Genomic DNA, 13,906 nt, shown 5'->3' with positions numbered 1-13,906 from the left:
TGAACGCCCAAACGGGCGGAGGATGACCTGTTATGCGCGCGCTGCAACTGATTGATGACCGCAAGCTCGAAGCCGTCGACATTCCCGAGCCGGAGGCGCCGGGTCCTGGCGAAGTCACGTTGCGTGTCAAGGCCGTAGCACTCAATCACATCGACGTCTGGGGCTGGCGCGGTATGGCATTCGCCAAGCGCAAGATGCCGCTGACGATCGGCGCCGAGGCCTCCGGCGTCGTGGAGGCCATCGGCCCGGGCGTTTCGAATGTTCTGCCCGGCCAGCTTGTGTCGATTTACGGCGCCCGTACCTGTGGTCTCTGCAAGGCGTGCCGCGAAAAGCGCGACAACCTTTGCGAAAATGTCTCGGGTGTTCATGGCTTCCATCTCGATGGCTTCGCGCAGGAAAAGGCCAATCTTCCGGCCCGTCTTCTCGTTCCGGCACCTCCGGGCGTCGATGCCGTTGCAGCAGCACTCGCGCCTGTCACGTTCGGCACGGTCGAGCATATGCTGTTCGATAACGCCAAGCTCCAGCCCGGCGAGACGATCCTTATTCACGCCGGCGGCTCGGGCATCGGATCTGCCGCCATCCAGCTGGCAAAGAAAATGGGCTGCACGGTCATCACCACGGTCGGTTCGGACGACAAGATCGAGAAGGCCAAGGCCCTCGGCGCCGATCATGTCATCAACTACCGCGTCGATCGGTTTGAAGGCGTCGTGCGCAAGCTGACCAAGAAGAAGGGCGTTGATGTCGTCTTCGAACATGTCGGCAAGGATACCTGGGCGGGTTCCATGCTGTGCATGAAGCGCGGCGGACGCCTCGTCACTTGCGGCTCCACCTCGGGTGTTTCCACCGACCTCAATCTGATGATGCTGTTCCAGCAGCAGTTGAAGCTCATCGGCTCGTTTGGCTGCCGCATGGAGAACATGGCCGATGCCATGCAGAAGATGGCCCAGGGCATCGTTCATCCGGTGATCGACACAGAAGTCACGTTTGATGAAATCCACAAGGCACTTGCCCGCATGGAGAGCCGCCAGATCTTCGGCAAGATCGTCCTGAGGATGGACTGACCACTGATGAAGATGGTCATTACCCGGATTGTTCTGAAGCTTATCCACTTCCGCCAATGGCTGGTGGCGCAGCTCACGTTCGGGCTGCTGAATTTCCTGAAGATCTTTCCGGCGGATCCGGCGATCCGGTTTGCCGATCGCTTCGCACGCTACATCGGGCCGAAATTCTGGCGTCATAAACTGATGATGACCAATCTGCGCAACGCCTTTCCGGAAAAGGGTGAGGCGGAGCTGCAGGAGATCGCTGTCGCGAGTTGGGGACACATGGGCAGGCTCGCCGCCGAATATGTCTTCCTCGACCGGCTGTTCGATTTCGACCCCGAACAGGCAGAGCCGGGCAGGGTGGAAGTCTCGGGCACCCCGATCTTCCTGGACCTGCGCGACAACCCACGTCCGTTTATCGTCTTTACCGCCCACACCGGCAATTTCGAGCTCCTGCCTGTCGCCGGCAAGGCCTTTGGTCTCGAGGTCATGGTGTTGTTCCGTCCGCCGAACAACCCTTACATCGCCGATAAGGTCTTCTCGTTCCGCAGTGCCCGCATGGGGCAGCTCGTGCCGTCGCATGCGGGGTCATCGTTCTCGCTGGCAAGGCGCCTGGACGCGGGCGGGGGGGTGGGTGTCCTCGTCGACCAGAAGTTCAGAAAAGGCTTGTCGACCAATTTCTTCGGACGCCCTGTTAAGACGAACCCGCTTCTTGCCAAGCTCGTGCGTCAGTTTGATGCGGATGTCTATCCGGCCCGCTGCATCCGTCTCCCGAACAACCGTTTTCGCCTTGAGATAGAGCCTCGCATCGAACTTCCGCGCGACGAACGCGGCAATCTCGACATTCAGGGCACGTCTCAGGTCCTGAACGACAAGGTCGAATCCTGGGTGCGGGAATACCCTGAACAGTGGCTGTGGTATCACGACCGCTGGCACATCAAGAAAACGGTCACAGATTGATTTCCTGAGGCCACAATTCTCGTGGGTTGCAAGCGTCTACGGGTATTTACCGGCCATTTTTAGGGGCCGTTTTTGAGACTACATTTAACGTGTGATGTATTATACGAGATTGGACGCAGTCGTCTCAGAGGGCCACGGCTGACGTGAGGCTCGTGTGGAGAGGGCATTGTCTTGCAAGCATTGATCGATCTTTTCTGGTCGAAATATGGAGAGCTACAGCAGGCGATCGACCGCGAAGACGAGGCTTTGACAGCCAGTCTCGACCGCGAACTTGATCCTTTGCTCCTGGCGATCTTTGGCAGCGCCGAATCCGATGCCGGCAGCATTCAAGCCCAGTTTCGTTTTGCGCTCGACCTCCTGAACGAGGAAGCGGACGATCGCAGCTGCGTTCGGCGCAACGCTCACCTCCTGCAGACCCTGGTCGAGCGGTATCTTGCACCGCAGACGACCTGTGCGGAAGCGCCGGGAGCTCCCGGTGAGGGGCAGGACCAATCGTCGCCGATCGACCAAGCCGTCTCCAGCGGCATTCTCGACGATTCCCTCCTGAACCAGCTTTCGGACCGCATTCTTGTCGTCGCTCCCGGTTACCGCATTCTCTATTCCAACGAGACGAACGCGCAGCGGCTGAACATTCCGCGTGAGGAACTCGTCGGCCGGCACATCGGGGAATTTGTCGGTCTCCATCGATTTCGAAACGAGTTCAAGCCGAACCTGGACCGCTGCTTCGAAGGCGAAAGCACGTCGGTCACCTATGCAGATCAAGTCGGAGGCGAGACGCTTGTGCTTCGCTGCCGCATGTCGCCGTTCCAGCGGTCTTCAACGATGATCGGTGTTCTTCTGGTCATTCAAGAGACCGCCGATCGGCGGAAGCGGCCTGCGGCCTGACGCTGAGCGTTCCATGATTGCCCTCAGCGACTGCAGATCCTTGAGGACATGCGCGGCATCCGCTTCGTGCGCCGCATCGTCGGTACCGGGTTGGCGCAAAAGAGTGAACAGAACTTCAGCTCCAGCACCGTTCGGTATGATACGCAGCGCGTTGTCCATCGACATTCCGTTTTCCAACGTGACCCTGTGATCGATCACGCCGAAGTCGTTGTCGGGAGCGAAGCGAACACGGATTGTTCCAACCGGACCGCCATCGCCGATCCAGTCTTCACCTTCGGCGCGCAGGTCTGCTGCAAGGCCTGAAGCCCAGCTTGCCATGTTTTCCGGACGCCTTGCAAATGCGTAGACATCCCTCCAGTTCCGCTCGATCGAGAGGTGGATTACGCGTGCGGGCATGACCGTCATGAAGGCCTCCTTGGTTTCTACGCCGAGTGGCATGCCACTCGGAAATTCTCTTGATCGCACGAGCCGGCGCATCCGCGAATAAACGGGCTCGCTTTCGTCTTAGCCTTGCCGTTTGGAAACGAGGATGCCAAAACAGCGTCAAATTAAAACTGGAGGCATATCCGTGGAACAGGCAGAAATCGGTCTTATCGGTCTTGGCGTTATGGGTGCAAACCTCGCGCTCAACATCGCGGAAAAAGGCAACAAGATCGCCGTCTTCAACCGGACAGCGGAAGTTACCAAGAAATTCTACGCCGAGGCGGGCGCGTTGCAAGGCCAGATCGTTCCTTGCGAGACCTTGGAAGAATTCATCGCTGCAATCCGGCCCCCACGCCCGATCATCATCATGATCAAGGCCGGCGATCCGGTCGATCAGCAGATGGAGCTCCTGAAGCCCTATCTTTCGCAGGGCGACATCATGATCGATGCCGGAAACGCCAACTTCCGCGATACGATGCGCCGTTTCGAAAACCTCGAAGGTTCCGGCCTGACCTTTATCGGCATGGGCGTATCCGGTGGGGAAGAAGGCGCACGCCATGGACCGTCGATCATGGTCGGCGGTGCTGAGGAAAGCTGGAAGCGCGTCGAAAAGGTGCTGACCTCGATCTCCGCAAAATTCCACGATGAACCCTGCGTCGCCTGGCTCGGTGAAAACGGCGCCGGCCATTTCGTGAAAACGATCCATAACGGCATCGAATACGCTGACATGCAGATGATTGCCGAAATCTACGGCATCCTGCGCGATGGTCTCGGCATGGGCGCCACCGAAATTGGCGACGTCTTCGGCAAGTGGAATACCGGCCGCCTGAATTCGTACCTGATCGAGATTTCGGAGAAGGTTCTGAAGGCAAAGGACCCGATCTCCGGCAAGCCGATGGTCGACGTGATCGTTGATTCCGCCGGCCAGAAGGGCACCGGCAAGTGGTCGGTCATCGAAGCCCAGAACATGGGTGTCGCGGCAACCGCGATCGAGGCCGCCGTCGCCGGGCGTGTTCTGTCGTCTCAGCGCACCGAGCGCCTCGCCGCAGAAAAGCAGTTTGGCCTGCCGAAAGCGATCGATGCGCCGGCAGACAGCGCGGCGTTCCTCGCCGATCTCGAAAACGCGCTGCTTGCGGCCAAGATCGGCGCCTATGCGCAGGGCTTTGCCGTCATGGCTGCCGCCTCCAAGGAGTATGGCTGGAACCTGCCGATGCCGACGATCGCCAAGATCTGGCGCGATGGCTGCATCATCCGTTCGGCCTTCCTCGATGAGATCACCTCGGCCTTCTCGAAGGACCCGGATGTTGCAAACCTGATCGTGACGCCGGCCTTCGCCCAGATGGTCGCAGACACCGACGGCGCACTTCGCCGCGTTGTCTCCTATGCCGTCATGTCCGGCCTGCCGGTTCCGGCACTCTCGTCCGCGCTGTCCTACTTCGATGCCTACCGCCGTGGTCGCGGGACAGCGAACCTCATCCAGGCGCAGCGCGACTTCTTTGGTGCCCACGGTTTCGATCGCCTCGACGGCGTCGACAAGCACCATGGCCCGTGGGGCAGCGGTCTAGCCGACTTCGCCTGAGACTTTCTTGCAAACACCGAAAGCCCGGCCAAGCGCCGGGCTTTTTGCATTCGATCAGTCCTGTGGTGACTTGATCGACCATTCCGGTTGGCTGACGCTTTGCAAAAGCTCTGGGGCCGCCCCATCGATCCGGGCCAGCAAGGCCTTTGCAAGTTCCCGTCCCGCCCAACGGATGTCCTCGTTTACGGCAAGGATTTCCGGCCTGATCCAGTTGAGAAATTCGGCCGACTGCTTTGACACGATATCGACATTGCGGCCGAGTTTTCGACCGGAAGCTTCAAGGCCTGAGGCGATCGCGATCGTTGCAGAGCCGCTCATCGAAATGATTCCATCAGGCGGTTGCGGAAGCCGCGACAGCTTCTCCGAATAGGCTCTGATATCCTCCAGCGACGTCTCCGTCGTGATCCGTCCCATCGGCACCTCGCTCAGGCCAAAGTCGGCTAGCGCCCGTTCGAAGCCGATGCGGCTATGGGTATAGTAGGCAAACCTGCTCTGTGGGGCGAGCAGACAGATATGCCGCCTGCCTCGCTTGGCGAGCCGCTCGACCGCCTGATAGGCAAACGCCGTGTTGTCGAAGTCGTGGTAGGGGTGCTCGATCCCCATACTGGTTCGGCCGTGGGTGACGAAAGGCAGGTTGCGCTCCGTCATCAGCCGCACACGCGGATCGTCCGGCTCGATCCTCGAGATGATCACGCCATCTGCCGATCCCGTATCGAGGATATAGCGCACCGGCACCATCGGGTCTTTCTCGAACGAGTGGGGCGTCAACACGAGGTGATATTGCGTGCCCCCGAGAACCTCGGAAATGCCCTGAACCATCTGGCTGGAAAAGCCCATCAGTTCCTGTTCGATGCTGAGCACGAGCGCGATCACATTGGTCTTGCCTGTGCGCAACCGGACGCCCGCCCGGTTCGGGTGATAGCCGAGCTGGCCGGCCACAAGTCGAACGCGTTCCTTCGTGTCGGCCCCAATGTCGGGTGCATCCTTGAGGGCCCGCGACACCGTCGTGATACCCAGCCCCGTCATGTAGGCAATTGTCTTAAGGGTCGGGCGTTGATTGCCGATCGTCCCGAAGGATCTACGTTTGTCTTCATCCATGGCTGCAGCTTTCTCGGAGATCACCGGCGACTGCGACCTTCTCCACAAGCACCGTTCATACGGTAAAAAACTGCAACGATACAGTCCTATTTTCGCTGAAAACCAACGACTTGCCGTCGATATACCCGTTACAACGCAGACGCACAATTCTTTTGCGTCTGCGAAGAAGGATCAATTCAATAATCCTATAAAGCATTGTTATATAACGAGATAAGTGCCTCAACACGAAGCACGCGGGCTGCTGTCGGACATCGCTGCGAACCTGCTCCGAATCTTTCACGCGATTTTCGGTTGCCCTCCATCGATGTTTGTCCTAGCCCTTTACTGCAACGTTTCAGTGAGGGAGGAGACTCATGCGCATCCGTGCTTTTGCAGCCGCTATGGCTGCCACCGTGGCATTGCCGTGCTTTGTTCAGGCAGCCGATCTTGAGGTCACCCATTGGTGGACGTCGGGGGGAGAGGCTGCAGCTGTCAAGGAACTGGCGAGCGCTTTCAATGCTACCGGCAACAAATGGGTTGATGGTGCCATCGCAGGTTCGGGAGGAACCGCGCGGCCGATCATGATCAGCCGGATCACCGGTGGTGACCCGATGGGCGCCACGCAGTTCAACCACGGCCGGCAGGCCGAAGAACTGGTCCAGTCAGGTCTCATGCGAGACCTGAGCGATGTGGCTGAGAAGGGCAAGTGGAAAGAGGTTATCAAGCCTGCCAACCTGCTCGACAGCTGCACGTTCGAGGGCAAGATCTATTGTGCCCCGATCAACATCCACTCGTGGCAATGGCTGTGGCTCTCGAACGCAGCCTTCAAGACGGCAGGCGTTGCCGTTCCGAAGGACTGGAACGAGTTCGTCGCAGCAGCGCCCGCGCTCAAGAAGGCCGGTATCCAGCCTTTGGCACTGGGTGGTCAGCCGTGGCAGGCCAATGGCTTGTTCGATACCTTGCTGATCTCGCTGGGCGGCAAAGACCTCTACGAGAAGGTCTACAAGGACAAGGACGCAAAGGTTGCTGCAGGGCCTGAAATGGCCAAGATCTTTGCAGCCGCCGACAAGGCACGCGAACTCGCCAAGGGTTCGAACGTACAGGACTGGAACCAGGCAACCAACATGGTGCTGACCGGCAAGGCCGGTGGCCAGGTCATGGGTGACTGGGCACAGGGTGAGTTCTCGTTGGCAGGAAAGACTGCCGGCACCGACTACACCTGCCTGCCAGGGCTCGGCATCAATGACGTGCTCACCACCAACGGCGATGCGATCTATTTCCCATTGCTGAAGGACGAGGCAAAATCGGAGGCGCAGAACGTTCTCGCCGAAACGATCGTCGATCCGAAGCTACAGGTCGCTTTTAACCTGAAAAAGGGATCGGTTCCGATCCGTGGCGATATCGACATGGCAGCCGCCAACGACTGCATGAAGAAGGGTATCGCGATCATCGCCAAGGGTAACACCGCCACCAGCACCGACCAGCTTGTCTCTGCCGATACGCAGAAACAGAAGGAAGATCTGATGTCGGAGTTCTTCAGCAGCTCCATCTCCGTGAAGGATGCTCAGGCGCGCTTCGTCGATATCATCAGCTCTGCGGACTGACACCGCTTTCAATCGCTGACCTTGACCGGCCCCGTATCACCGCGGGGCCGGCCCGGAAACCTGCGGCCTTCACGCTGCAGCCGATCGAGGACAACACATGGCGAAAACCCATCAATCTGCCAGACCAAACCAGCTTTTTCGCAACCTGAACTCGAAAATTGCCTCCCTTCCGATGATCTTCGTCGCGCTGGTGATTTTCCTCGGCGGTTCCGTATGGACCGTCATTTACTCATTCACCAATTCGAGACTGCTGCCGCGGGCAACATTCGTCGGGCTTGATCAATACGAGCGCCTGTGGGGCTCGGCGCGTTGGCTGATCTCGATCCAGAATCTCGCGATCTACGGCATCCTGTCGCTGATCTTCAGCCTCGTTGTCGGCTTCGTGCTCGCCGCGCTGATGGACCAGAAGATCCGCTTCGAAAACGTTTTCCGGACGATCTTTCTCTATCCGTTCGCGCTCTCGTTCATCGTCACCGGCCTCGTCTGGCAATGGATATTGAACCCCGAATTCGGCATCCAGCACATCGTCCGGTCGCTCGGTTGGGAGACCTTCGAATTCAATCCGGTCTATGACCCCGACATCGTCATCTACGGCATCCTGATTGCCGGGCTGTGGCAGGGCACGGGGCTCGTAATGTGCCTCATGCTCGCAGGTCTTCGCGGCATCGACGAGGATATCTGGAAAGCGTCGCGCGTCGACGGCATTCCGATGTGGCGGACCTACCTCTTCATCGTCATCCCGATGATGCGGCCGGTCTTCATCACCACGCTGGTCATCATCGCGAGCGGCATAGTCAAGCTCTACGATCTCGTCGTGGCGCAGACCTCAGGCGGACCCGGCAACGCGTCCGAAGTGCCCGCGAAATACGTCTACGACTACATGTTTCAGGCGCAGAACCTTGGCCAGGGCTTTGCCGCATCGACCATGATGCTGCTGACCGTCGCCATCATCATTGTCCCATGGGCTTATCTCGAATTCGGAGGGCGCAAGCGTGGCTAACGTTTCCACTTTCGACACCACATCGACCGTCGTCACAGATGCCGCAGTGCTGGCGACAACACCGTCACGCGCTCTGGGGGGGCCGAGTGGTCGCAAACCGAAGCGCAGGCTCTCACGCCGCAACATCATCCTCTACGGCACGCTCGGCCTTGCGGCGCTTTACTACCTTCTGCCGCTTTACGTGATGGTCGTGACATCGCTAAAGGGCATGCCCGAGATACGCATGGGCAACGTCTTCTCGCCGCCCATGGAGATCACGTTCGAGCCATGGGTAAAGGCATGGGCAGAAGCCTGCACCGGCCTCAATTGCGACGGCTTGTCACGCGGCTTCTGGAACTCCGTCCGCATCCTTTTGCCATCTGTGGTGGTCTCGATCTTCATCGCCTCGGTCAGCGGCTACTCGCTCGCCAACTGGCGCTTCAAAGGGTCGGAGCTGTTCTTCTCCATCCTGATCATCGGAGCCTTCATCCCCTACCAGGTCATGATCTATCCGATCGTCATCATCCTGCGTGAGATCGGGATCTACGGAACCCTGACCGGGCTGATCATCGTCCATACCATCTTCGGCATGCCGATCCTGACGCTTCTGTTCCGCAACTATTTCACCTCGCTGCCGGAAGAACTGTTCAAGGCGGCGCGCATCGACGGTGCCGGGTTCTGGCAGATCTACGGGCGCATCATGTTGCCCATGGCACTCCCGATTTTCGTGGTGGCGATGATCCTGCAGGTTACCGGCATCTGGAACGACTTCCTGTTCGGCGTCGTCTTTACGCGGCCCGACAGCTACCCGATGACGGTTCAGCTCAACAACATCGTCAACTCCGTGCAGGGGGTGAAGGAATACAACGTCAATATGGCGGCAACGCTCCTGACTGGTGCCGTTCCTCTCATCGTCTATTTCGTATCCGGCCGCCTTTTCGTCCGCGGCATCGCCGCTGGCGCAGTGAAGGGATGACCCCATGACCGATCTTTCCGTCCAGACACCACACACCAACGCATTTCCCCCAGGTGCAACCTCGTTGCCCGAACCCTCCACCCTATCCGGCGAGCACAGCGTCTCGATCCGCGACCTGTCGCTGTCCTTCGGGGCGGTCACGGTTCTCGAAGACCTGAACCTCGACATTCACGATGGTGAATTCCTTGTTCTGCTCGGTTCCTCCGGCTGCGGGAAATCGACGCTCCTCAACTGCATCGCCGGCTTGCTGGAGCCGACCGATGGCCAGATCTTCATAAAGGGCCGCAACGTCACCTGGGAGGAACCCAAGGATCGCGGCATCGGCATGGTGTTCCAGTCCTATGCGCTTTACCCGCAGATGACGGTCGAAAAGAACCTGTCCTTCGGCCTGCGGGTTGCCGGACTGCCGAAGGAAGACATCGCCAAACGCGTCGCGCGTGCTTCGGCGATCCTGCAGATCGAACCGCTTCTGCAGCGAAAGCCGGCAGCTCTTTCCGGCGGCCAGCGGCAGCGTGTCGCCATCGGCCGTGCGCTGGTGCGCGATGTCGACGTCTTCCTGTTCGATGAGCCGCTTTCCAACCTGGACGCAAAGCTCAGATCCGAGCTGCGCGTCGAGATCAAGCGGCTGCATCAGCAGCTCAAGAACACGATGATCTACGTGACCCACGACCAGATCGAGGCGCTGACGCTGGCAGACCGCATCGCCATCATGAAGAGCGGCGTCATCCAGCAGCTCGCCGATCCGGTCACAATCTACAACCGACCGAAGAACAAGTTCGTCGCGGGCTTCATCGGTTCACCCTCGATGAATTTCCTGGATGGCGAGCTGGCGGAAGAGGGCGGCCGTCCCGTGTTCAAGACGAACGGCGTCAGCTTCCTGCTCGACGGTTACAGCGCATCTGAACCGTTAACGCCCGGGCGCAAGGTCGTCCTCGGCGTCCGTCCAGAACATATCAAGGTCGATGCCGATATCGCCGGAGAGGAAATCCATGAGGCGATCGTCGACATCGAGGAGCCGATGGGTGCAGACAATCTCATCTGGCTGAAACTCGCCGCTCACACTCTGTCCGTTCGCGTCGGCGGAGCCCGTCGTTACGCTGTCGGATCGAAGGTCCGGCTGGGCTTCGACATGACCATGGCGTCGCTGTTCGATGCGGCGACCGAGGAGCGGATCTGATCCGCAGCTTTTCAATAGTTCACCTCTCCCCAGGAGGGTGACCAGCCGTGGGAGCGGTATTCTCGCTTTCCGCGGACCAAAGTTTCATTGCAAGGAGAATGACATGACGACGCTCGGTTTCCAGCTTTACAGCGCCCGCAATTTCCCGCCGCTATCCGATGTTCTGAAACTCGTGGCCAGTCACGGCTACCGTGAGGTCGAGGGCTATGGCGGTCTCTACGGAACGCTCGACGAGGCCGGTCTTCAGAAGTTTCGTGCAGAGCTCGATGCCAACGAACTCACGATGCCCACAGGCCATTTCGGTCTCGACCTCCTCGAACAGGAGCCTGACCAGGCACTGCTGATCGCAAAGACGCTCGGCATCAGTGCCATCTATTGCCCCCACCTCGCAGCCGATCAGAGACCCACGGATGCGGAAGGCTGGTTCGCCTTCGGTCAGCGCCTGCAGGAAGCCGGAAAACGCTATCAGGATGCCGGCTATACATTCGGTTGGCACAACCACGATTTCGAGTTCAAGCAGTTGCCGGATGGCTCCACGCCCCAGGAACAGATCTTTGCCGGCGGCCCTGATCTGAGTTGGGAAGCGGATATCGCCTGGGTCGTCCGTGGCGGCGCCGATCCGTTCACCTGGATCGAAAGCTACGGCAAGAAGATCTCGGCGGTTCACGTCAAGGACATCGCGCCAGCGGGCGAGAACACGGATGAAGACGGATGGGCCGATGTCGGCCATGGCACCGTGCCGTGGAAAGATCTGATGGCGGCACTGAAGAAGACACCCGCCAAGCACTTCGTGCTGGAGCACGACAACCCGAAGGATATCGAGCGGCTCGCATCCCGTTCGATGGCCGCCTTCAAGACCTACTGAATTCAGATATTGGATCGGAGTTTCCCATGACCAAGGAACTTGGCGTCGGCATCATCGGATGCGGCAACATTTCCATGACCTATTTCGCGCTGTCTCCGCTGTTTAAGGGGATCAAGGTTCTGGCCTGCGCCGACCTCAATCCCGAGGCGGCGCGGTTGCGGGCAGCAGAATACGGGGTGAAGGCGCAGACCATTCCGGAGCTGCTCGCCAATGACGAGCTGGACGTGATCGTCAACCTGACGATCCCGGCCGCGCATTTCGAGGTCTCGAAAGCCATTCTCGATGCCGGCAAGCACGTCTATTCCGAAAAGCCGCTGACCATCACGCTGGAAGAGGGAAAGCAGCTGCAGGCGCTTGGACGCGAAAAGGGGCTGGCGATCGGTTGCGCCCCGGACACGTTTTTAGGCGGCGCACACCAGCTGGCCCGCAAATACATCGATGAAGGCGGCGTCGGTCGCATCACGTCGGGTACATGCCATGTCATGAGCCCGGGCATGGAAATGTGGCACCCAAACCCCGGTTTCTTCTTCCTCAACGGCGGCGGGCCGATCCTCGACCTCGGGCCGTACTATATCGCCAACCTCGTCAACTTCCTCGGCCCCGTCAAACGGGTCGCGGCATTGACGTCGATGGCAAATCCGACGCGCACGATCACCAGCGAACCGCTGAAGGGCCAGAGCATCCCGGTCGAGACCCCGACCAACATCCACGCGCTGCTCGAGTTTGCGGCAGGCGCAACGATCACGCTTTCGGCCAGCTGGGATGTCTGGTCGCATCGCCATGCCAATATGGAACTCTACGGCACGGAAGGCTCGATCTACGTCCCCGACCCGAACTTCTTCGGTGGCGTGGTGGAAGCAAGCGGCCGCGACAAGGATATCCAGCCGCTCAAGGACTGGGATCATCCTTTCAGCAAAAACAACCAGGAGCATCCGACGAACGGTCCGCGTGCAAACTATCGCACCGCAGGTCTGGCCGACATGGCAATGGCACTGATCGAAGGGCGCGACATTCGCTGTTCGATCGACCGGGCGCTGCATGGCGTCGACGTCATGACCTCAATCCTCAAATCCGGAGAAGAGGGCAATTTCGTTGCGACCACAACGACCTGCACTCAACCGGCCGCGCTCGGCATCGATGAAGCGCTGGCGCTTCTTGTCTGATACTCTATGACGTGCACGGCGCCGAAGAAGAGGTCGGCGCCGTTTTTCATTCGGAGGAATTTTCAGAGATGGCTTGGCACCCGGCGGATAACCGCTACGACACCATGAAATACAATCGCTGTGGCCGATCCGGCCTCAAACTCCCGGCGATCTCGCTCGGCCTGTGGCACAATTTCGGTGATGACACGCCGCACCAGCGCAAGATCGATATCTGCAGAAAAGCCCTCGATCTCGGCATCACCCATTTCGACCTTGCCAACAATTATGGCCCGAAGGCTGGCAGCGCCGAAACGGCCTTCGGCCAGATCCTGCGCGATGAGTTTCATGGACTGCGGGATGAGCTGATCATCTCGACGAAAGCCGGCTACAACATGTGGCCCGGCCCCTATGGCGAATGGGGCAGCCGCAAGTACCTGATCGCGTCCTGCGACCAGAGCCTGAAGCGCATGGGTCTGGACTATGTCGATATCTTCTATTCGCACCGCTTCGATCCGGATACGCCGCTGGAAGAGACCTGCGGCGCGCTGGATCACATCGTTCGCTCGGGCAGGGCGCTTTATGTCGGCCTCTCGTCCTACAATTCGCAGCGCACCCGGGAGGCTACGGCGATCCTAAAGGCTCTCGGAACGCCGGTTCTCATCCACCAGCCGAGCTATTCGATGATCAATCGCTGGGTCGAGGAAGACGGTCTGCTCGACACGCTGGATGATCTCGGTGTCGGCTCGATCGTGTTTTCGCCGCTGGCCCAGGGCATGCTCACCTCGAAATATCTGGGCGGCATTCCAGAAGACAGCCGTGCCGCCCAGGGCAAGTCGCTGCGCCCGGCCTTCCTCAACGACAAGAATGTCGAGAACCTCAAAGGTCTGAACGCCATTGCCGAAAGGCGAGGCCAGACGCTGGCGCAGATGGCGCTTGCCTGGGTTCTACGCGGCGGCCGCGTGACCACGGCGCTGATCGGCGCCAGCCGCCCGGAACAGGTCGAGGATTGCGTCAAGGCGCTCGAGAACCCGGAATTCACGGCAGCTGAACTGGCCGAGATCGACGGTTACGCCAAGGAGGCCGATATCAACCTCTGGGCAGCGTCGGCCGAGCGCGAGGGTCCCGCCCGCAAGTGAACCTCCCCACAGCGGGAGACACGGGTGCAGACTGAGGAGAGAGCAGTCTGCGCCCTGAGA

At 59.5% G+C, this 13,906-nt stretch carries 12 protein-coding genes and 1 pseudogene; 11 read left to right on the top strand and 2 right to left on the bottom strand.

Going from position 1 to position 13,906, the window contains the following annotated elements; translation table 11 throughout:
- The first annotated feature begins 32 nt into the window (after nt 1-32).
- The 3 genes from AC0JZ8_RS14515 (at nt 33) to AC0JZ8_RS14505 (ending at nt 2,888) form a co-directional block, all read left to right on the top strand.
- Complete coding sequence (locus AC0JZ8_RS14515) at nt 33-1,061, top strand: zinc-binding dehydrogenase (protein ID WP_062457160.1); 1,029 nt, start codon at nt 33-35, stop codon at nt 1,059-1,061.
- 6 nt (nt 1,062-1,067) lie between these two features.
- Entirely contained in the window at nt 1,068-2,003 is a 936-nt protein-coding gene (locus AC0JZ8_RS14510) for a lipid A biosynthesis lauroyl acyltransferase (protein ID WP_062457157.1), read from the top strand.
- Nucleotides 2,004-2,174: 171 nt separating this feature from the next.
- Nucleotides 2,175-2,888 carry a PAS domain-containing protein gene (locus AC0JZ8_RS14505; RefSeq protein ID WP_162237989.1) on the top strand — a complete coding sequence of 238 codons (714 nt, stop codon included), beginning with the start codon at nt 2,175-2,177 and terminating at the stop codon, nt 2,886-2,888.
- Nucleotides 2,889-2,894: 6 nt separating this feature from the next.
- On the opposite strand, the pseudogene AC0JZ8_RS14500 reads toward AC0JZ8_RS14505, so the two are convergent.
- Nucleotides 2,895-3,293 (bottom strand): annotated as a pseudogene (locus tag AC0JZ8_RS14500) (SRPBCC family protein); the annotation flags it as partial.
- 163 nt (nt 3,294-3,456) lie between these two features.
- On the opposite strand from AC0JZ8_RS14500, the gene gndA reads away from it, so the two are divergent.
- Nucleotides 3,457-4,890 (top strand): NADP-dependent phosphogluconate dehydrogenase, encoded by a 1,434-nt coding sequence (gndA, locus tag AC0JZ8_RS14495; protein WP_062457148.1) that lies wholly within the window; start codon nt 3,457-3,459, stop codon nt 4,888-4,890.
- 54 nt (nt 4,891-4,944) lie between these two features.
- Here the strand turns inward: gndA and AC0JZ8_RS14490 are convergent, their stop codons facing one another.
- Nucleotides 4,945-5,988, bottom strand: a complete 1,044-nt coding sequence (locus AC0JZ8_RS14490; RefSeq protein ID WP_062581404.1) for a LacI family transcriptional regulator — start codon at nt 5,986-5,988, stop codon at nt 4,945-4,947.
- A gap of 353 nt (nt 5,989-6,341) precedes the next feature.
- Here AC0JZ8_RS14490 and AC0JZ8_RS14485 point away from each other — a divergent pair, with 353 nt between their 5' ends.
- From AC0JZ8_RS14485 to mgrA, 7 genes are all read left to right on the top strand, one after another.
- Nucleotides 6,342-7,571, top strand: coding sequence for an ABC transporter substrate-binding protein (locus tag AC0JZ8_RS14485; protein ID WP_174196697.1), 1,230 nt, complete (start codon nt 6,342-6,344; stop codon nt 7,569-7,571).
- Nucleotides 7,572-7,668: 97 nt separating this feature from the next.
- The gene (locus AC0JZ8_RS14480; protein WP_430251820.1) at nt 7,669-8,571 is read left to right on the top strand and encodes a carbohydrate ABC transporter permease; all 903 of its coding nucleotides are present in this window, start codon (nt 7,669-7,671) and stop codon (nt 8,569-8,571) included.
- Complete coding sequence (locus tag AC0JZ8_RS14475) at nt 8,564-9,526, top strand: carbohydrate ABC transporter permease (RefSeq protein WP_471892800.1); 963 nt, start codon at nt 8,564-8,566, stop codon at nt 9,524-9,526. Before AC0JZ8_RS14480 ends, AC0JZ8_RS14475 begins: the two co-directional genes overlap by 8 nt.
- Before the next feature lie 4 nt (nt 9,527-9,530).
- Nucleotides 9,531-10,703 carry an ABC transporter ATP-binding protein gene (locus AC0JZ8_RS14470; protein WP_471892799.1) on the top strand — a complete coding sequence of 391 codons (1,173 nt, stop codon included), beginning with the start codon at nt 9,531-9,533 and terminating at the stop codon, nt 10,701-10,703.
- Nucleotides 10,704-10,806: 103 nt separating this feature from the next.
- The gene (locus AC0JZ8_RS14465; RefSeq protein WP_192086600.1) at nt 10,807-11,568 is read left to right on the top strand and encodes a sugar phosphate isomerase/epimerase family protein; all 762 of its coding nucleotides are present in this window, start codon (nt 10,807-10,809) and stop codon (nt 11,566-11,568) included.
- A 26-nt stretch (nt 11,569-11,594) separates the two neighbouring features.
- Complete coding sequence (locus AC0JZ8_RS14460; RefSeq protein WP_471892798.1) at nt 11,595-12,731, top strand: Gfo/Idh/MocA family protein; 1,137 nt, start codon at nt 11,595-11,597, stop codon at nt 12,729-12,731.
- A 68-nt stretch (nt 12,732-12,799) separates the two neighbouring features.
- A complete protein-coding gene (mgrA, locus tag AC0JZ8_RS14455; RefSeq protein ID WP_430256589.1) occupies nt 12,800-13,846 on the top strand; it encodes an L-glyceraldehyde 3-phosphate reductase in 1,047 nt (348 codons plus the stop codon).
- The last annotated feature ends 60 nt before the right edge of the window (nt 13,847-13,906 follow it).

The organism is Velazquezella soli, from assembly GCF_977018685.1.
The sequence above is the reverse complement of the archived record's forward strand: the minus strand, read 5'-3'. Positions and strand labels throughout refer to the sequence as shown.